Source organism: Dactylosporangium sp. NPDC000521 (assembly GCF_042898305.1).
Lineage (GTDB): Bacteria > Actinomycetota > Actinomycetes > Mycobacteriales > Micromonosporaceae > Dactylosporangium.
The window spans coordinates 681,238-698,645 of record NZ_JBIAYW010000003.1; the positions used below are offsets into that span (position 1 = coordinate 681,238).

At 72.6% G+C, this 17,408-nt stretch carries 15 protein-coding genes; 11 read left to right on the forward strand and 4 right to left on the reverse strand.

Translation table 11 applies throughout. The features are described 5' to 3' along the window. The first annotated feature begins 95 nt into the window (after nt 1-95). Nucleotides 96-947 carry an MHYT domain-containing protein gene (locus tag ACFY3L_RS13295; RefSeq protein WP_389322310.1) on the forward strand — a complete coding sequence of 284 codons (852 nt, stop codon included), beginning with the start codon at nt 96-98 and terminating at the stop codon, nt 945-947. A gap of 12 nt (nt 948-959) precedes the next feature. On the opposite strand, the gene ACFY3L_RS13300 is transcribed toward ACFY3L_RS13295, so the two are convergent. Continuing rightward, on the reverse strand, nt 960-2,084 hold the full coding sequence (locus ACFY3L_RS13300; RefSeq protein ID WP_389322312.1) for an outer membrane lipoprotein carrier protein LolA: 1,125 nt from the start codon (nt 2,082-2,084) through the stop codon (nt 960-962). Nucleotides 2,085-2,182: 98 nt separating this feature from the next. Between ACFY3L_RS13300 and ACFY3L_RS13305 the strand changes: the two genes are divergently transcribed. The 4 genes from ACFY3L_RS13305 to ACFY3L_RS13320 all read left to right on the forward strand — a co-directional run bounded on the left by ACFY3L_RS13305 (nt 2,183) and on the right by ACFY3L_RS13320 (nt 7,327). Continuing rightward, nucleotides 2,183-2,842, forward strand: a complete 660-nt coding sequence (locus ACFY3L_RS13305) for a response regulator transcription factor (protein WP_033356782.1) — start codon at nt 2,183-2,185, stop codon at nt 2,840-2,842. Between the two features lie 82 nt (nt 2,843-2,924). Beyond that, entirely contained in the window at nt 2,925-4,265 is a 1,341-nt protein-coding gene (locus ACFY3L_RS13310) for a sensor histidine kinase (protein WP_389322314.1), read from the forward strand. A gap of 18 nt (nt 4,266-4,283) precedes the next feature. Further along, complete coding sequence (locus ACFY3L_RS13315) at nt 4,284-4,856, forward strand: MerR family transcriptional regulator (RefSeq protein ID WP_389322315.1); 573 nt, start codon at nt 4,284-4,286, stop codon at nt 4,854-4,856. After that, nucleotides 4,853-7,327, forward strand: coding sequence for a VIT domain-containing protein (locus ACFY3L_RS13320; protein ID WP_389322317.1), 2,475 nt, complete (start codon nt 4,853-4,855; stop codon nt 7,325-7,327). The genes ACFY3L_RS13315 and ACFY3L_RS13320 overlap by 4 nt, the downstream gene beginning before the upstream one ends. Before the next feature lie 852 nt (nt 7,328-8,179). Here the strand turns inward: ACFY3L_RS13320 and ACFY3L_RS13325 are convergent. Continuing rightward, entirely contained in the window at nt 8,180-8,392 is a 213-nt protein-coding gene (locus tag ACFY3L_RS13325) for a hypothetical protein (RefSeq protein ID WP_389322319.1), read from the reverse strand. Between the two features lie 349 nt (nt 8,393-8,741). Here ACFY3L_RS13325 and ACFY3L_RS13330 point away from each other — a divergent pair, with 349 nt between their 5' ends. The 3 genes from ACFY3L_RS13330 (at nt 8,742) to ACFY3L_RS13340 (ending at nt 11,971) form a co-directional block, all read left to right on the forward strand. Then, entirely contained in the window at nt 8,742-9,323 is a 582-nt protein-coding gene (locus tag ACFY3L_RS13330; RefSeq protein ID WP_389322320.1) for a phosphoesterase PA-phosphatase, read from the forward strand. Between the two features lie 63 nt (nt 9,324-9,386). Further along, nucleotides 9,387-11,375 carry a threonine--tRNA ligase gene (gene thrS / locus ACFY3L_RS13335; protein WP_389322322.1) on the forward strand — a complete coding sequence of 663 codons (1,989 nt, stop codon included), beginning with the start codon at nt 9,387-9,389 and terminating at the stop codon, nt 11,373-11,375. Between the two features lie 131 nt (nt 11,376-11,506). Beyond that, nucleotides 11,507-11,971: an HIT family protein gene (locus tag ACFY3L_RS13340; RefSeq protein WP_389322622.1), complete on the forward strand. Its 465-nt coding sequence runs from the start codon at nt 11,507-11,509 to the stop codon at nt 11,969-11,971. Nucleotides 11,972-11,975: 4 nt separating this feature from the next. Here the strand turns inward: ACFY3L_RS13340 and ACFY3L_RS13345 are convergent, their stop codons facing one another. Further along, nucleotides 11,976-12,989 (reverse strand): DUF695 domain-containing protein, encoded by a 1,014-nt coding sequence (locus ACFY3L_RS13345; RefSeq protein ID WP_389322323.1) that lies wholly within the window; start codon nt 12,987-12,989, stop codon nt 11,976-11,978. Nucleotides 12,990-13,027: 38 nt separating this feature from the next. Here ACFY3L_RS13345 and ACFY3L_RS13350 point away from each other — a divergent pair, with 38 nt between their 5' ends. After that, a complete protein-coding gene (locus tag ACFY3L_RS13350; RefSeq protein WP_389322325.1) occupies nt 13,028-13,483 on the forward strand; it encodes a GNAT family N-acetyltransferase in 456 nt (151 codons plus the stop codon). A gap of 6 nt (nt 13,484-13,489) precedes the next feature. Here ACFY3L_RS13350 and ACFY3L_RS13355 read toward each other — a convergent pair whose 3' ends face one another. Beyond that, entirely contained in the window at nt 13,490-15,652 is a 2,163-nt protein-coding gene (locus ACFY3L_RS13355) for an elongation factor G-like protein EF-G2 (protein WP_389322624.1), read from the reverse strand. A 189-nt stretch (nt 15,653-15,841) separates the two neighbouring features. Here ACFY3L_RS13355 and pgsA point away from each other — a divergent pair, with 189 nt between their 5' ends. Then, nucleotides 15,842-16,489 (forward strand): phosphatidylinositol phosphate synthase, encoded by a 648-nt coding sequence (gene pgsA, locus ACFY3L_RS13360; RefSeq protein WP_389322327.1) that lies wholly within the window; start codon nt 15,842-15,844, stop codon nt 16,487-16,489. Then, on the forward strand, nt 16,486-17,400 hold the full coding sequence (locus ACFY3L_RS13365; protein WP_389322329.1) for a phosphatidylinositol mannoside acyltransferase: 915 nt from the start codon (nt 16,486-16,488) through the stop codon (nt 17,398-17,400). Before pgsA ends, ACFY3L_RS13365 begins: the two co-directional genes overlap by 4 nt. Nucleotides 17,401-17,408 lie beyond the last annotated feature (8 nt).

Genomic DNA, 17,408 nt, shown 5'->3' on the forward strand with positions numbered 1-17,408 from the left:
TCCCCTAACTCTCGGTGCTCACTCTCAGCTACCCCCGTAGGGTGAGGGCAAACCCGCACATGTTGTCCGACCGGCCCGGGCATCGGGCTGGCTGAATGGGCATCGTGGAGCACTTCGCCTACGGCGCCATCACGCCGGCGCTCGCCCTCGCCCTGGCGCTCCTCGGATGCCTGCTCGGCGTGTTCATCGCCGCCCGGTCCAGGGCGTCCAGCGGCGGCAGCAGAGCCCGGTGGCTGACACTGTCAGCCGTCGCCATCGGGGGAGCGGGCAGCTGGGTGCCGCACTTCATGGCGCTGCTCGGCACCGATGTGCCCGACTCCGTGGTCCGCTACGACGTGCCGATCACGGCGCTCGGTTTCGGCATCGCGGTGGTGGTGTACTGCCTGGGCCTGTACGTCGTCGGCTTCGGCCGGCCGTCGCTGTGGAAGGTGCTGCCGGCCGGGACCGTCACCGGGCTCGGCATGACCGCGGCGTACGGCACCGCGCCGCTCGCGATGCGCGTCGCCGGGACCGTCGGCTACGACCCGGCGACCGCCCTGGCCGCCGTCGTCGCGGCGGTCGTCGGGGCGACGGTGTCCCTGTGGTGCGTGTCGACGGTCCGCGGCAACAAGGCGCTCGGCGTCGCCGCGACGATCATGGCCGTGGCGGCCTGCAGCACGCATTACGCGGTGATGGCCGCGGTACGGGTGGACGCCATGCCGTCGGGCGAGCCCATCAGCGGTGCGAGCCCCCTGGCGCTGCTCACGCCGGTCTGCGTGGTCGCCTGTGTGCTGCTGAGCGTCCTGGCGTACACGACGGTCGGCTTCTCCGTGCGGCAGAACACCGAGTCCGAGGAGGAGCTGCTGCGGCGGGCCCGCGACATGTACTCGATCGCGACGCTGCACCGCGCCGCGGCGGCCCGGCACGAGGAAAGGGACCGGGGCAAGGCCGCCCCGGTCCCTCAGTGAACCTCTGTCTGACTACTTGAGTGCCGCCGCCGGGTCCGCGGCCACCTGCGAGAGCCGCTCCGGGCTCACCGCGCCGGCCAGGACCCGCCCGTCGTCGGTGATCAGCACGCTGAAGAGCTTGCTGTTGAACGTCCGGCCGCCGTTGCCCAGCGGAAGCTGGTTGATGGCGTCCTGCACCTTCTTCTCCTCGGCGGGGTCCGCCGAGGCCTGGCCCGGCTGCCCGGTCCGCACCACGAAGACCGAGGTCCAGCCGGTGCCGATGACGGTGCTCTTGGGCTGCTCACCGTTCTGCTGGCCGCCGTGCTGCGGCTGCTTGCCGGCGCCCTCGGCCTTGCCCGGGTCGGCCTCCTCGACCTTGGTGCCGGCCGGCGGGTTGAACACGAACTGCGCGTCGTCGGGCCGGGCGAAGCTCACCTGCGTGAACGCCACCTCGAACGCCGGGTTGGAGTCGCCCTTGGCGAGCACCTGCACCCGCAGCGGCAGCTTCTCCTGCGCGTCGATCGCCAGGCGCACCTGACCGATCGTCGACGCCGTGTCACGGGGGCGCAGGATCAGTTCGTACGCGTCCCGGCCGGCGATCTTCGCGGAGTTGCCGATGGAGACCTGCGTGGTCGGGTCGATCGCCTTGAGGGCGAGGTCGGCCGCTTCCTGAGGGCTCTTCGGCAGCTCGCTCGGGACCGGACCCTTCTGCGTCGGGTCCGCTTCGGCGCCGTTCTTCTTGTAGTGCTGTGCCGTGGCGGACTTGCTGTTCCAGGTCCAGGTGTCGGCGCCGTTGTGGATGATGTCGCTCTGGCCCTGCGTGCCGAGCAGTGACAGCCGGGCCTTGTCAGGTCCCGAGTACCACACGCGCAGGGTGTGCTTGCCCGACACGAGCGACGTGAGCTCCGAGCTCTGCTCGCCCAGCAGCGCCGGCAGGGCCGGCAGGCCCAGGTCCGCGCGCTCGACGACGGTGCCGGACAGGCCGTCCAGCTGCGCGGTCTGCAGATCGACCAGCAGCTGGGCGGCGGTGCGCGGCGGCAGGTTCGGCTCGGCGGCGACGGCGAGGGTCTTTGCGGCCACGCCGGCACCCACCACGGCGACCGCGGCGACCGCGGGCACCGCCCACCGTAGGACAGGTCGTGACGTGAACTTCGACATTGGGTACACCTCCTGCCGACCATGGTGCGTGGGGTCGGCTGTGACATCGCTGAGACCGCCTGTGCGTTCCCACAGCACAGCGTGCCACGCTGGTGCACGTGAGGCTGCTGGTGGTCGAGGATGAGATCCGTATGGCGGGCGCGCTCCAGCGCGGCCTGCAGGCGGAAGGGTTCGCCGTGGACGTCGCCGGGGACGGGCCGACCGGCCTCGAGCTGGCCAGACACGGCGGCTATGACGCGGTGATCCTGGACATCATGCTGCCCGGCCTGTCCGGCTATCGTGTGGTGTCGGCGCTGCGCGCGGAGAAGAACTGGGTGCCGGTGCTCATGCTGTCCGCGAAGGACGGCGAGTACGACCAGGCCGACGGCCTCGACTGCGGCGCCGACGACTACCTGACCAAGCCGTTCTCGTACGTGGTGCTGGTCGCCCGCCTCCGCGCGCTGCTGCGCCGCGGCGCGCCGGAGCGGCCGAGCGTGTTGACGGTCGGCGAGCTGACCCTGGATCCGGCGCGGCGGAGGGTCACCAGCGGCGGCGAGGAGATCGTGCTGACCGCGCGGGAGTATGCGCTGCTGGAGTACCTGATGCGCCGCCCCGGGCAGGTGGTGTCGAAGACCGAGCTGCTCGACCACGTGTGGGACGCCAGCATCGACACCGCGCCCAACGCCGTCGAGGTCTACGTCGGCTACCTGCGGCGCAAGCTGGGTCGCGACGTCCTCGAGACGGTCCGTGGCGCCGGATACCGGCTGCGGTCGGCATGAGCGGTCCGGAGCGCAGCGTAGGAGCCGCGAATCGGCAGGCTCAGGGTCGAAGGTCATGCCGCCGAAGCGGAGCGGAGGGGGCATGATCTGGTGGTCGCGGCTGTCGCTTCGGGGTCGCCTCGTCCTCCTCGGTACGAGTGGGCTGGTCGTCGGGTTGGCGATCGCCGGCGTGGCGATGGCGACCGCGATGACGTTCAGCATCCGGGGCACGCTGGATCGCTCCGCCGACACCACGATCGCTGAGATCGCCGCCCTGCTGGAGGAGGGTTCGACGCTGCCGTCGCCGCTGCCGGCGCCTGCCGGGCAGGTGGTCCAGGTGCTCGACGCCCAGCACAGGGTGGTCGCCGGCGACCGGAACGCCGACCTGCTCGTACCGCTGCTGCATCGCGACGAGATCGACAAGGCCCTGCACGAGCGGGTCACCGTGTCCGGCGACCGGGCGCTGCAGCCCGATCAGCTGCGGGTCACGGCGCGGGAGGTCGACGGCAGGATCGTCCTGGTCGCGGTGCCGCTGGGCGACTACAACCGCAGCCTCGAACTGTTGAAGACGTCGTTGTGGGTGACGTACCCGGCGCTGATCAGCATCCTGGTCGCGATCGCCTGGAAGGTCGTCGGGCAGGCGCTGGCGCCCGTGGACCGGCTCAGCGCGTCCGCCGAGCGGATCACCGGTGCGGCGACCGACGAGCGGCTGCCGGTGCCGCCGTCCAGCGACGAGATCCAGCGCCTCGCGGTGACGCTCAACCACATGCTGGACCGGCTCGCGACGACCCGCGCGAGGCAGCGGTCGTTCATCGCGGACGCGGCGCACGAGCTGCGCAGCCCTCTGGCGAGCATGCGCATCCAGGTCGAGGTGGCGCAGCAGCTCGGCGACTGGCAGACCGTCGGCGACGACCTGCTGACCGACCTGGACCGCCTGTCGCGGCTGGTCGACGACCTGCTCCTGCTGGCCAGGGCGGACGAGCGCGACGGGCGGCGGGTGGCGCGGGAGCCGGTCGAGATGCAGAGCCTCCTGAGGACCCTGGCCAAGCGGTACACCAGCGTCGACGTCGAACCGTCGGGTGAGTCGCTGTGGGTGGAGGGCGAGCAGGACGCGCTCATCAGGGTGGTGCTCAACCTCGCCGACAACGCGGTCCGGCACGCCCGCACCAGGGTGGTGCTGCAGGCGGAGTCCGACGGCCAGGAGGTCGTCGTCACTGTCACCGACGACGGGGAGGGCATCCCGGGCCCGCTGCGTGAGCGGGTCTTCGACCGCTTCACCCGCCTCGACGACGGCCGGGCCCGCGACGCCGGCGGCACGGGCCTCGGCCTGGCGATCGTGCGTGAACTGGTCCGGCGGCACGGCGGCACGGTGCGGCTGCTGGACGCGCGGCCGGGGGTGCGGGCCGAGGTCCGGCTGCCCCGGTTTGTTGACAGTGTCATGTGACAGTGTCATAGTTGACGGGTGACCGCGACAGGATGGACGCTCGACGAGCTGACGGCACGCGTTGCCGCCGCGCTCGAAGGCACCGCCTATGCGGGCGCACCCAATGGTCGGGTGCGCGACGTTCCCGACGCCCGTGCCATCAGGTGGTATGCGACGATCGGCCTCGTCGACCGCCCGACGATGCGGGGCCGCACCGCGCTCTACGGTCCGCGACACCTTGCGCAGCTGGTGGCGATCAAGCGCCGCCAGTCGGAGGGCAGGCGGATCGCCGACATCCAGATCGAGCTTGCCGAGGCGCCCGACGCTGTCCTGTGGGAGATCGCCGACCTGCCGAAGCACGAGCAACCCAGGACACGGTTCTGGGCCGAGCCGCCCGCACCGCACACACCACCACCGGCGCCACCGCCCGCACTGCTCAGCGGGGTGCCGCTGAGTGGTGACGTGACGCTGCTGCTGCCCGGCACACCTGGACCCGACGACGTGGCCGCGATCCAGGCGGCCGCCAAGCCGCTGCTGGAGCTGCTGGCAGCGCGGGGCCTGGCCAACGGACCGACGCGTGATACGAGTGCCGAGCTAGGGAGTGGGCAATGAGAGTCGCCACGATGACCGAGGCGGAGGCCCAGCGGGTCGCCGCACCGAAGGACGACGCCGGTCTCGGCGCGCTGCGCACCGAGCGGGGCAACCTGCCGCTCGACCGGATCGACGTGCGCACCGCCATCACCGGCCTGGTCGCGCGCATCGACCTCACCCAGGAGTTCGTCAACGTCCACGACGTGCCCCTCGAGGCCACCTATGTCTTCCCGCTGCCCGACCGGGCGGCCGTGACCCGGATGGCGATGACCGCCGACGGGCGGGTCGTCGAGGCGGAGCTGCAGGAGCGCGGCGCCGCCCGCGAGACCTATGACCGCGCCGTCGCCGCCGGCCAGCGCGCCTCGATCGCCGAGGAGGAGCGGCCCGACGTGTTCACCATGCGGGTCGGCAACATCCTGCCCGGCGAGCGGGTCAGCGTGTCACTGTCACTGGCGGGTCCGCTGGCGTTCGAGGACGGCGAGGCCACGTTCCGGTTCCCGCTGGTCGTCGCCCCGCGCTACATCCCGGGCGGCGCCCTCGACGGTGACAGTGTCGGCGCCGGTCACGCCCTGGACACCGACGCCGTGCCCGACGCGTCCCGCATCACGCCGCCGGTCCTGCTGCCCGGCTTCCCCAACCCGCTGCGCCTGAGCATCGACGTCGACATCGACCCGGCCGGCCTGCCGCTCGGCGAGGTCCGCTCCAGCCTGCACGCCGTGCAGCAGACCGAGCGCACCGTGTCGGTGCGCCCCGGCGAGCGGGCCGACCGTGACTTCGTGCTCCGGCTGGCCTATGGCGCCGGCGAGGCCGGTCTCGCGGTGGTGCCCGACGCCGAGGGCGGCGAGGGCACCTATCGGTTGACGGTGCTGCCGCCGGAGTCGCAGGCGCCGCCGAGAGCCAAGGACGTGGTGCTGCTGCTGGACCGCTCCGGCAGCATGGGCGGCTGGAAGATGGTCGCGGCGCGCCGCGCCGCCGCCCGCATCGTCGACACCCTCACCGCCGCCGACCGCTTCGCCGTGCTGTCCTTCGACGACCGGGTAGAGACGCCCGGCTCGCTGCCGTCCGGCCTGTCCGACGGCACCGACCGGCACCGCTTCCGCGCCGTCGAGCACCTGTCGCGGGTCGAGGCCCGCGGCGGCACCGAGCTGCTCCAGCCGCTCATCGACGGGCTGAAGCTGCTCGGCTCGGGCACCGGCGACCGCGACCGGGTGCTCGTCCTGGTCACCGACGGTCAGGTCGGCAACGAGGACCAGATCCTGCGGACCGTCGCGGGCACGCTGCGCGGGGTGCGGGTGCACACCGTCGGCATCGACCAGGCGGTCAACGCCGGGTTCCTCGGCCGCCTCGCGATCGCCGGCGGTGGCCGCTGCGAGCTCGTCGAGAGCGAGGACCGGCTCGACGAGGCCATGGACCGCATCCACCGGCGGATCGGGGCGCCCGTCGTCAGCGGCGTCACCGTCACCGCCGAGGGGCTCGACCTCATCGACGGCACCCAGACACCGGCCCGGCTGCCCGACGTGTTCCCCGGCGTGCCGTTCGTGGTCACCGGGCGGTGCCGCGGCCCGGCCGGCGGCACGCTCACCGTCGCCGGCACCATGCACGACGGCACCCCATGGTCGACCACGGTCACCGCCACCGAGCACGACAACCCGGCGCTCACCGCGATCTGGGCCCGCGCGCTGCTGCGCGACCTGGAGGACGCCTATGTCGCCGGCCCCGGCGCCCGCTGGGCCGCCACCGGCGACGACGGCGAGCTCGAGCGGCGGATCACCGAGGTGTCGCTGCGCTTCGGGGTGCTGTGCCGGTTCACCGCGTATGTGGCGGTCGACAAGCGGGTCGTCACCGACGGCGCCGAGCCGCGCCAGGTGGTGCAGCCCGTCGAGTCGCCCGCCGGCTGGGAGCTGCCGACCGCGGTGCCTCCGCCGCCGCTGCACCCGACGTCGATGTCGTATGCCGGGTCCGCGCCGGACCTGGCCCGGGCCGTCGCGATGCCCGCACCCGCACCGGGCGGGCCGCCGCCGATGCCACCGATGGCGCCGCCGTCGGCCCCGGGTGGCACCGTGCACCGCAAGTCGGTGGGCGGCGGCGGCAGCGTGTTCGCCCGTCCCGCCGGCGGCGGCGCCCGGGCGCTGCGCAGCCGGGGCTCGGTCCGTCCGCAGCCGCCGGCATCGGCGCAGCCGTCGGTCGAGGCGGAGCGCCAGCGCGCCGACTCGGCGGAGCTTCGCCAGCTCGCTGCCGAGGAGGCCCGCCGCCTGCGCGAGGCCGCCGACCGCCCCGACTTCGAGCGCCGTGAGCTGCTCGAAGACCTGGGCTCCCGCCTGGCGGTGCTCGGCATCGGCGTCCTGCGCCTCCTCGCCGACCGCCTCACCCCGGCGGCCATCGCCTCCCAGCCCCTCGACGAGCTGTGGCAGCAGGTCCTCGAGGAGCTCGACAAGGTCTCGGGCGACCACCCCGACCCGCCCAAGTCCAGGGGCGCCTTCTGGAAGCGCTGACCAACCCCGGCGCCGCGGACCACCCGCCGCGGCGCTACGGGGCTCCGTCGCCGGTTCCTGCGTCATCGGGTGTCGGGTGCGGCGCTGTCGAGCTGCGACGTGCGCCCCACCGCCGCCGGACTCCGGTGCTGGCTGCGCCGCCGTCGAGAACCGTTGCGGCGCGGCCGGTGTCGGTTGCGTCGTTGCAGGGCCGCAGCATCCGTTGCGGCACCGTCACGCTCCGGTGTCGGTGCGGTGCCGTCGGGGGCCGGTTGCGGCAGAGCTGGGCTCTGGCGTCGTCGGGTCCGGGCGTTGGCGTTGCGGCAGGGCCGGCGCAGTCGGGGCTGCGGTGTCGTTGCGGCGCCGTCGCGCTCCGGTGTCGGCGCGGTGCCGTCGGGGGCCGGTTGCGGCAGAGCTGGGCTCTGGCGTCGTCGGGTTCGGGCGTTGGCGTGGTGCAGCCGGGGTTCCGGTGTCGGTTGCGGCGGCGTCAGGCTCCGGTGTCGTTGCGGCGCGCCGTCGGGGGCCGTTGTGGCAGGGCCGGCGCAGCCGGGGCTGCGGTGTCGTTGCGGCGCCGGCGGGGGCCGTCGGGGGCCGTTGCGGCAGCGCCGGCGCAGCCGGGGCTGCGGTGTCGTTGCGGCGCCGTCAGGTTCGGCGTGGTGGCGGCGTTGGCGGGCTCCGGTGTCGTTGCGGCGCCGTCGGGGCTGGGCTCTGGCGCTGTCGGGTTCGGGCGTTGGCGGTGGTGCAGCCGGGGTTCCGGTGTCGGTTGCGGCGCCGTCGGGGCTGCGGTGTCGGTTGCGGCGTCGTCGGGTTCGGCGTTGAGTAGCGGCGCTGGCGGGCTCCGGTATTCGTCGCCGCGGCGTCGGGCCGTGGGTCTCAGCACAGCCCCTCGTGCTGAGTCCCGGTCGGGACGGGTGACTGGGTGGCCTCGGCGGCGCGCGGGCCGAGGACGTCGCACCGCGCCCAGTTCCTGACCTGGGGGAGTCCGGCCTGCGTCATCGGGGCAGGGCGGGTCAGGGGTGCGGCCCGCTGCGTGTTGGTGCGAGCTGACGTCGGGCTGAGCAGTTCGAGGCCCGGCAGATTGAACATCGGCCGGCTGGGCAGTGGCTCACGGTCCTGCAGGCCGGTTGAGCGCAGACCGGTCGGGCGGTGGCTCGGAGCCGTCAGGCCGGTCGGGTGCGGGCCGGTCGGGCGCGGACCGGCTGGGTGGTGGCTCGGAGGTCAGCAGGCCGGGCCGGGTGCGGGCCGGAAGGGCGTGCTCAGTCGGTCGAGGCGGACCGGGCACGCGGCGCTGGACGGGATCGTGTGCGCCGGCGCGGGGCTGGGGGTGCCGGTCGATGTGCTTCAACGGGGGAGCGCATCGGCCGGCACGTCCCGGCTGTGGGCGGCGGGCGTGCGCGGATCGTGGGGCGCCGCGGGGTTTCTGTACGGTACGGCGGTGATCGTGCAGCGGATCGCTCGTGGGGTGACCGAAGTGCTGGCGCCGGCGGTGCTGGTGTCGGTGCTGCTCGTGCTGCTGGCCGTGCACGGGGCGCCGAGCGTGGGGCGCGGGCTGCTGCTGGGGATCGTCGCGGCGGTGTTCGAGAGTGTGCTGCCGTTCCTGTACATCCTGCGCGGGGTGCGGCGCGGGGATCTCACGGACCGGCACGTGGGGGATCACCGGCAGCGGCGGGGGCCGTTGCTGGTCGGTCTGGTGTCGGTGGCGGTCGGGTTCGTGGTGCTGGTCGGGCTGGACGCGCAGCAGGAACTGCTCGCGGCGGTCGTCGCGGGTGGGGTCGGCCTGGTCGTCGCGGCGGTCGTCAACCACTGGTGGAAGATGTCGATCCACACCGCCGTGGCCGCGGGGGCGCTGGTGATCCTGGTGCTGGTGTACGGCTGGCTGCTGATCGTGACGGCGCCGCTGGTGGGGCTGGTCGGATGGTCGAGGGTGGCGCTGAAGGACCACACGGTGGCGCAGGTCGTCGTCGGGGCGGTGGTCGGTGCGGTCGTGGCGGGCGGGGTGTTCTCGGCCCTGCGGTGACGCTGCGGATAGAGTTTGCGGGGAATCAGACCTCTTCACGCTTGGGAGCAGACCGTGTCCACAGTGCGCTCGAATACCCTCGTGGTCACGGCCGGCACGACCGCCGCCGCCGCGGTCGCGGAGGCCGGGCTGCCGACCAGCGGGCCCAAGGCGATCGTCGTCGTCCGCGAGGCCGACGGCAGCGGGACCGGCCGGCTGCGTGACCTCGACTGGACGCCGGAGCAGGACACGGAGGTCGAGGCCGTCGACCTGTCCTCGCCCGACGGGCTCAACGTGCTGCGCCACTCGACCGCGCACGTGCTGGCGCAGGCCGTGCAGGACCTGTTCCCGGAGGCGAAGCTCGGCATCGGCCCGCCGATCGAGCACGGCTTCTACTACGACTTCCAGGTCGCCAAGCCGTTCCACCCCGACGATCTCGAGAAGCTCGAGAAGCGGATGCAGGAGATCATCAAGTCGGGGCAGCGGTTCCGCCGGCGCCGGTTCGACTCGGTCGACGAGGCGAAGAAAGAGCTCAAGGACGAGCCGTTCAAGCTGGAGCTGGTCGACGTCAAGAGCGACGTCGACACCAGCGAGGTCATGGAGGTCGGCGGCGGCGAGCTGACGATCTACGACAACCTCGACGCCAAAGATGACAAGGTCTGCTGGTCGGACCTGTGCCGCGGCCCGCACCTGCCGACCACCCGCCTGATCCAGGCGTTCAAGCTGACCCGCACCGCCGCCGCCTACTGGCGCGGCTCGGAGAAGAACCCGCAGCTGCAGCGGGTCTACGGCACCGCCTGGCCGACGCGGGACGCGCTGAAGGAGTACCAGCGCCTGCTGGAGGAGGCGGCCCGCCGCGACCACCGCAAGCTGGGCACCGACCTCGACCTGTTCAGCTTCCCCGACGAACTGGGCTCCGGCCTGCCGGTGTTCCACCCGAAGGGCGGCATCATCCGCCGCGAGATGGAGAACTACTCGCGCCAGCGGCACGAGGAGGCGGGCTACAGCTTCGTCAACACGCCGCACATCACCAAGGGCAATCTGTACGAGGTCTCGGGCCACCTGGACTGGTATGCCGACGGCATGTTCCCGCCCATGGAGGTCGAGGGCGCGAACTACTACCTCAAGCCGATGAACTGCCCGATGCACGACCTGATCTTCCGCTCGCGCGGCCGGTCCTACCGCGAGCTGCCGCTGCGCATGTTCGAGTTCGGCACGGTGTACCGCTACGAGAAGTCCGGCGTCATCCACGGCCTGACCCGGGTGCGCGGCATGACCCAGGACGACGCGCACATCTTCTGCACCCCGGAGCAGATCGAGAGCGAGCTCGCCTCGCTGCTGCAGTTCGTGCTCGACCTGCTCAAGGACTATGGCCTCACCGACTTCTACCTCGAGCTGTCGACGAAGAACCCGGACAAGTACGTCGGCTCCGATGAGGTCTGGGAGACCGCGACCGAGACCCTGCGCCGCGTCGCCACCGAGTCCGGCCTGGACCTCGTCCCCGACCCGGGCGGCGCCGCGTTCTACGGGCCGAAGATCTCCGTGCAGGCGCGCGACGCGATCGGCCGGACCTGGCAGATGTCGACGATCCAGCTCGACTTCAACCTGCCGGAGCGCTTCGAGCTGGAGTACCAGGCCGCCGACGGCACCCGCCAGCGGCCGGTCATGATCCACCGGGCGCTGTTCGGCTCGATCGAGCGGTTCTTCGGCGTGCTGACCGAGCACTACGCGGGCGCGTTCCCGGCGTGGCTCGCGCCGGTGCAGGTGGTCGGCATCCCGGTCCGCGGTGACCACGGCGACTACCTGGCCGAGTTCGCGGCGCGGCTGCGCAAGGAAGGCATCCGGGTCGAGGTCGACCACTCCGACGAGCGGATGCAGAAGAAGATCCGCACCGCGCAGCAGCAGAAGATCCCGTTCATGGTGATCGCCGGCGACGACGACGTCACCGGTGGCACCGTGTCGTTCCGGTACCGTGACGGCTCCCAGCGCAACGGTGTCGCCCTCGACGAGGCCGTCGCGCATGTGGTGGAGGTCGTCAGGTCCCGCACGAATGTGGGACCCTCGGCGGCGTGACAGGTCCGAGCGGAAGCGGCGTGACGGGTCCGGACAGCAACGTGACGGGTCCGGAGAAGAACGCGACGGGTCCGGAGAGAAGCGTGACGGGCACACCGGACGACATCGAGCGGCTGTGGACCCCGCACCGGATGGCCTACATCAAGGAGGACCGGGCGGGGGACCACGACGAGCCGACCGGGTGCCCGTTCTGCCGGGCGCCCGGCCTGCCCGACGAGGAAAGCCTCGTCGTCGCCCGCGGCGAGCTCGTGTTCGCGGTGCTCAACCTGTACCCGTACAACCCCGGCCATCTGATGGTCTGCCCGTTCCGGCACATCGCCGACTACACGGACCTGACCGCGGACGAGACGGTGGAGCTGGCGACCTTCACGCAGGCCGCGATGCGCGCCGTCCGCCGGGCCAGCGGCGCGCACGGCTTCAACCTGGGCATGAACCAGGGCTCGGTCGCCGGCGCCGGCATCGCCGCCCACCTGCACCAGCACATCGTGCCCAGGTGGGGCGGCGACACCAACTTCATGCCCGTCGTCGGCCGGACGAAGGTCCTGCCGCAGCTGCTCACCGACACCCGGAAGCTGCTGGCGTCGGTCTGGGAGTAGCGCGTCAGGCCAGGTGCGCCACGGCCTCGAACGAGGGGTCGTGGCGCCGCTCCACCTTGGACCGGCCCTCGCTCCAGGCAGCCGCCGCGGCGGCCAGGTCGGCGCCGGCGGTGGTGGCCCCGTCGACGTAGTAGTGCAGGGTCCGCTTGCCGCCGCTGCTCTCGTGCGCGACGAGCTCTCCGTCGCCGCGCAGGGCCGTGGCGAGGGGGCCGTCCTCGAAGTCCCTCAGCGCGGCGAGCGACGCCTCGTCCGGCAGCCCGGCGTCGGTGAGGTCCTCGTAGGGCAGCGTCACCCCGACGTACGTGTCGAAGCGCGGCCAGCGCACCGACCTCAGCGGGCGGGCGGCGGCGGCGAGGATCACCGGCGCGTCAGGGGGAGTGGCCCGCATGATGACCCACTTCGGCTCGCGGTGCTCCTCCCGCAGCGCGTCGACGGCCGCGACGAGGTCGAGCGGGTCGCGGGCTCCGTCGGGCTCGTCGGCGGCGAACTCGACCGCGCCGATCCACGTCTCGACGCCCTCCTCGCCGAGCAGCCAGTCGAGGGCCAGGAACGTCACCTGCCCGCGGATGGTCTCCGGCAGCCGGCGGAACCCAGGGTGGTGGCAGACGACGTCGACGGCGTCGCCGTCGCGCTCGAACGCGAAGCGCAACTCCGCCAGGTCGAGTTTCTGCCCGCCGATCTCGATCGTGGCGGTGAGCGTCGAGTGGTCCGGCTGCCGGCTGGTGTGGTACTCGAACTCGGGGTCCGCCGCCGGGGCGAGGGCGGCCCAGCGGGCGGCGGTGGCGCGCAGCTCGGCGTCGCCGCCCGCCGACACGACCAGCGCGTGCCGGGCGCTCCGGCCGGCGCTGAACTCCCAGGTCAGGTCCTTGTGGATGGCATGGACGCGGCGGCTGACGTCGTCCGGGATCGACCCCCATCCGCCGCCGGCGATGGCGGCGGTGACGGCCGGCCGCACCGACGGCCACCACGCCCAGAACTCGACGATGGCGTCCTGCTTCCTGCCCCGCGAGAAAATCATGCCGCGCAGTGTAGGCGGACCTGGCATCGTCTGGCGTCGTGCGTGTGGAGCTGTACGACGGTGACCGGGCCACCCTGCGGTGGTCGTTCGAACTGGCCGAGGACTCCGCGGAGCTGCTGGACGGCTATCTGCACCAGGGTCGCGTGCTCGTCGCGGTGGACGGTGGGCGGACCGTGGGCCACCTCCAGCTGGTCGGTCTGGAGGTCAAGAACATGGCGGTGGTGCCGGAGCGGCGGGGGACCGGTGTCGGTGCGGCCCTCGTCGAGGCGGCCGCGGCGTTGGTACGGGCGGAGGGCGGCGGGACGCTGCTGGTGGCCACCGGCGCCGCCGACGTCGGCAACCTGCGCTTCTACCAGCGGCAGGGCTTCCGTTTCCGGTCCGTCGAGCGGGACTTCTTCACGCCCGCGAACGGGTACCCGGCCGGGATCATGGTCGACGGCATCGAGCTGCTCGACCAGGTCTGGCTGGACCGGGTGATCCAGCCAGACCGGTGACGGGCGTCAGCGGGACGCGGCGTGCTCCTTCTTCACCGCTTCCGCCAGGTGTGACGGCATCGGGTCGTGCCGGACGAACGCGCGGGTGAACGTGCCCGAGCCGGACGTCATCGCCCGCAGCTCGACCGCGTACCGGACGAGCTCGGTGGCGGGCACCTCGGCGTGCACGAGGGTCCGCTCGTGCCCGCCCGGGTCCGGCTCGTTGCCCAGCACCCGGCCGCGGCGGCCGGACAGGTCGCTCATGACCGCGCCGACGAACTCGTCGGGGACGCGGATCCAGACCTCGTCGATCGGCTCGAGCAGCGTTGTCTGGCCCTGCTCGGCGGCCTCGCGCAGGGCGAGCGCACCGGCGGTCTGAAACGCCGCGTCGGACGAGTCGACGGAGTGCGCCTTGCCGTCGAACAGGGTGACCCGCACGTCGACGACGGGGTAGCCGGCGACCATGCCGCGCTCCATCTGGTGGCGGACGCCCTTCTCCACCGACGGGATGTAGTTGTGCGGCACGACCCCGCCGACGATCTTGTCGACGAACTCGAAGCCGGACCCGCGCGGCAGCGGCTCGACCTTGATGTCGCAGACCGCGTACTGCCCGTGACCGCCCGACTGCTTGACGTGCCGGCCGTGGCCCTGGCTGGGCGCGGCGAACGTCTCGCGCAGCGCGACCCGCACCGGCTCGGTGTCCAGCTCCACGCCGCCGGAGCGCAGCCGGTCGAGCACGACGTCGGCGTGCGCCTCACCCATGCACCACAGCACCAGCTGGTGGGTCTCGGCGTTGCGCTCCAGGCGCAGCGTCGGGTCGCCGGCGACGAGCCGGCCGAGGTTCTTGGCGAGGGCGTCCTCGTCGGAGCGGGTCTTCGCGACGATCGCGATCGGCAGCAGCGGCTCCGGCATCACCCACGGCGCCATGAGCATCGGGTCGTCCTTGCCGGAGATCGTGTCGCCGGTCTCCGCCGTCGTCGACTTGGTGATCGCGACGATGTCGCCGGCGACCGCGTACGGCACCTCCCGCAGCGTCGCGCCGAGCGGGGAGAACAGGTGCGCGAACCGCTCGTCGGCGTCGTGGTCGGGGTGGCCGCGCTCGGCCATGCCGTGCCCGGAGATGTGCACCGGGGTGTCGGGGCGCAGCGTGCCGGAGAAGACCCGCACGAGGGAGACGCGGCCGACGTACGGGTCGATCGTCGTCTTCACCACCTCGGCGATGAGCGGGCCGTCCGGGTCGCAGCGCAGCGGCGCGTGCGGGTCGCCCGCGATGTCGGTGACCGGCGGCACGACGTGCTCCAGCGGCGACGGGAACCCGCTGGTCAGCACCTCGAGGAGGGCGTCGAGGCCGAGGCCGGTGTGGGCGCAGACGGGCACGACGGGGTAGAAGGTGCCGCGGGCGACCGCCTTCTCCAGGTCCTCGATGATCACCGACGTCTCGATGATCTCGCCGCTGACGTAGCGCTCCATGAGCGTCTCGTCCTCGCTCTCGGCGATGATGCCTTCGAGCAGGCTGTTGTGCGACTCCTCGATCGCCGGCAGGTGCTGCGGCTCGGGGTCGCGGACCGACGGCGGGTAGCCCGCGGAGTAGTCGAAGACCCGGTGGGTGATCAGCCCGATGAGGCCCTCGACCGCAGTGCCGTCGTCGCCGAGCATCGGCAGGTAGAGCGGCAGCACGTTGTCGCCGAACGCGTCCTGGCAGAGGTCCACGGTGTCCTGGAAGTCGGCGCGCGGGTGGTCGAGGCGGGTGACGGCGACCGCGCGGGGCATCCCGACGGCGGCGCACTCCTCCCACAGCGCGGCGGTGGCGGCGTCGACGCCGTCGACGGACGACACGACGAACAGCGCCGCGTCGGCGGCCCGCAGGCCGGCGCGCAGCTCCCCGACGAAGTCGGCGTAGCCCGGGGTGTCGAGCAGATTGATCTTCGTGCCGTCGTGGATGACGGGGGCGCAGGACAGCGTCACGGACCGCTGCTGCCGCACCGCCGCCGGGTCGTGGTCGGTCACCGTGGTGCCCTCGGCCACCGCGCCGGCCCGGCCGATCGTGCCGGTCGCCGCGAGCAGCGCCTCCACGAGCGTCGTCTTCCCGGCGCCGGAGTGCCCGACGACCACCACGTTGCGTACCCTGCCGGGGTCATCCACCGCCGGCACCGGGCCGGCGACACCCTTCTCCTGGACCTTCTGCGCCATCATGCGCCTCCCGTCCTGCCTGCTGTGAGCAGTCTCACAGTCACGACCTGTTCACCGATCCCACACCCGAACCATCACCGACACAAGAGCCCTTCGACCCCACCGGCGGCCTACGGTTTACTCAAGCACCGTGAGCAGGCCCACGCGCAGGTATCCGGCAAGCTCCGCCGCCGTTATCGTGGGAGCGCCATGGCGAAGATCCTCAGCGTAGTCAGCAAGGCCGGACTGGCCCGCATCGTCAACCCCGTCGCGGCCGCGCTGCTGCGCGCCAAGGTGACCCCGAACGCGGTGACCGTCGCCGGCACCGTCGGCGTGCTCATCGGCAGTCTCGGCTTCGCCACCCGCGGCCACATGGTCATCGCGCTCGTTATCGTCACCGTGAGCTGCCTGACCGACATGCTCGACGGGTCCATGGCCCGACAGCTCGGCGTCAGCAACAAATTCGGCGCCCTGCTCGACTCCACCATGGACCGCGTCTCCGACGGCGCCATCTTCGGCTCGGTCGCCTTCTGGTTCGCCTCCCGGGGTCAGCTGCGTGAGTGCGCCGCGGCGCTGTTGTGCCTGCTCACCGGGCAGGTCGTGTCGTACGTGAAGGCCCGCGCCGAGGGTCTCGGGATGACCGCCAACGTCGGGCTGGCCGAGCGCACCGAGCGGCTCATCCTCGTCGGCATCGGCGGCCTGCTGTTCGGCTTCGGCGTGCCGTACGGCATGGAGGCTGCCCTGTGGCTGCTGGTCCTGCTGTCGGTGATCACCATCGGGCAGCGGATGTCGCACGTGTACCGGCAGGCCCGCGACATCGCGGCGGCCGCCGACGCCGGCGATCGGGTCGCTCCGTGAACCTTGCGGAGCTCGGCTACGGGGCCGCCTTCTCCCTCATCCCGAAGCTCCCCCGGGCGGCCGTGTGGCCGTTCTTCGCGGCCGCCGCCCGGCACGGCTCCCGCCGGTACAGGAGCGGAAACGGCGGCAAGGGCACCGCGACGCTCGCGTCGAACCTGCGGCGGGTCATCGGTCCCGGGCCGTCGGAGGCCGAGCTCGCCGACCTGGTGGAGCGCGGGCTGCGCTCCTACGCGCGCTACTACCTGGAGGCGTTCCGCCTGCCGGGCCGCTCGAAGGCCGAGCACCTCAGCGGATTCCGCCTGGACCGCGGCGAGCTGCTCGCCAAGAACGTCGCCGACAAGGCCGGTGCGGTCATCGCCCTGCCGCACGCGGGCAACTGGGACGCGGCCGGCGCCTGGGTCGCCGCCAACGGCTGGCCGATCGTGACCGTCGCGGAGCGGCTGAAGCCGGAGAGCGTGTACCGGCGTTTTCTGCACTTCCGGCGTTCACTGGGTATGGAGATCCTTCCGACGACCGGTGGCGAGCGGCCCGCGTTCGACGTGCTGGAGGAGCGGCTGCGGGCCGGGTACGTGGTGCCGCTGCTCGCCGACCGGGACCTGACCGCCCGCGGCGTCGAGGTCGACTTCTTCGGCGGCCGGACGAAGATGCCGGCCGGCCCGGCGCTGCTGGCCCTGCGGACCGGGGCGCCGCTGTACGTGGTGTCGATGTGGTTCGACCCGGACGCGGCCGCCGGCCGGCTCGAAGGGCCGATCCCGCTGCCGGACGCCTCGGAGGGGGCGCTCGACGTGCGGGTCCGGCTGCTCACCCAGCGCATCGCGGACGTCCTCGCCGAGGGGATCGCCCGCAACCCACAGGACTGGCACATGCTGCAACGACTCTGGATCGACACCCCCGCCGTGGTGAAGGCTTAGGAGGCGTG

Excerpts from the sequence above, each read along its gene's own strand:
- ACFY3L_RS13345 (WP_389322323.1), bottom strand. The coding sequence starts at position 12,989 with ATGATTTTCTCGCGGGGCAGGAAGCAGGACGCCATCGTCGAGTTCTGG.
- ACFY3L_RS13295 (WP_389322310.1), top strand. The coding sequence starts at position 96 with ATGGGCATCGTGGAGCACTTCGCCTACGGCGCCATCACGCCGGCGCTC.
- ACFY3L_RS13300 (WP_389322312.1), bottom strand. The coding sequence starts at position 2,084 with ATGTCGAAGTTCACGTCACGACCTGTCCTACGGTGGGCGGTGCCCGCG.
- ACFY3L_RS13320 (WP_389322317.1), top strand. The coding sequence starts at position 4,853 with ATGAGAGTCGCCACGATGACCGAGGCGGAGGCCCAGCGGGTCGCCGCA.
- ACFY3L_RS13340 (WP_389322622.1), top strand. The coding sequence starts at position 11,507 with ATGGCCTACATCAAGGAGGACCGGGCGGGGGACCACGACGAGCCGACC.
- ACFY3L_RS13310 (WP_389322314.1), top strand. The coding sequence starts at position 2,925 with ATGATCTGGTGGTCGCGGCTGTCGCTTCGGGGTCGCCTCGTCCTCCTC.
- pgsA (WP_389322327.1), top strand. The coding sequence starts at position 15,842 with ATGGCGAAGATCCTCAGCGTAGTCAGCAAGGCCGGACTGGCCCGCATC.
- ACFY3L_RS13355 (WP_389322624.1), bottom strand. The coding sequence starts at position 15,652 with ATGGCGCAGAAGGTCCAGGAGAAGGGTGTCGCCGGCCCGGTGCCGGCG.
- ACFY3L_RS13325 (WP_389322319.1), bottom strand. The coding sequence starts at position 8,392 with ATGTTCAATCTGCCGGGCCTCGAACTGCTCAGCCCGACGTCAGCTCGC.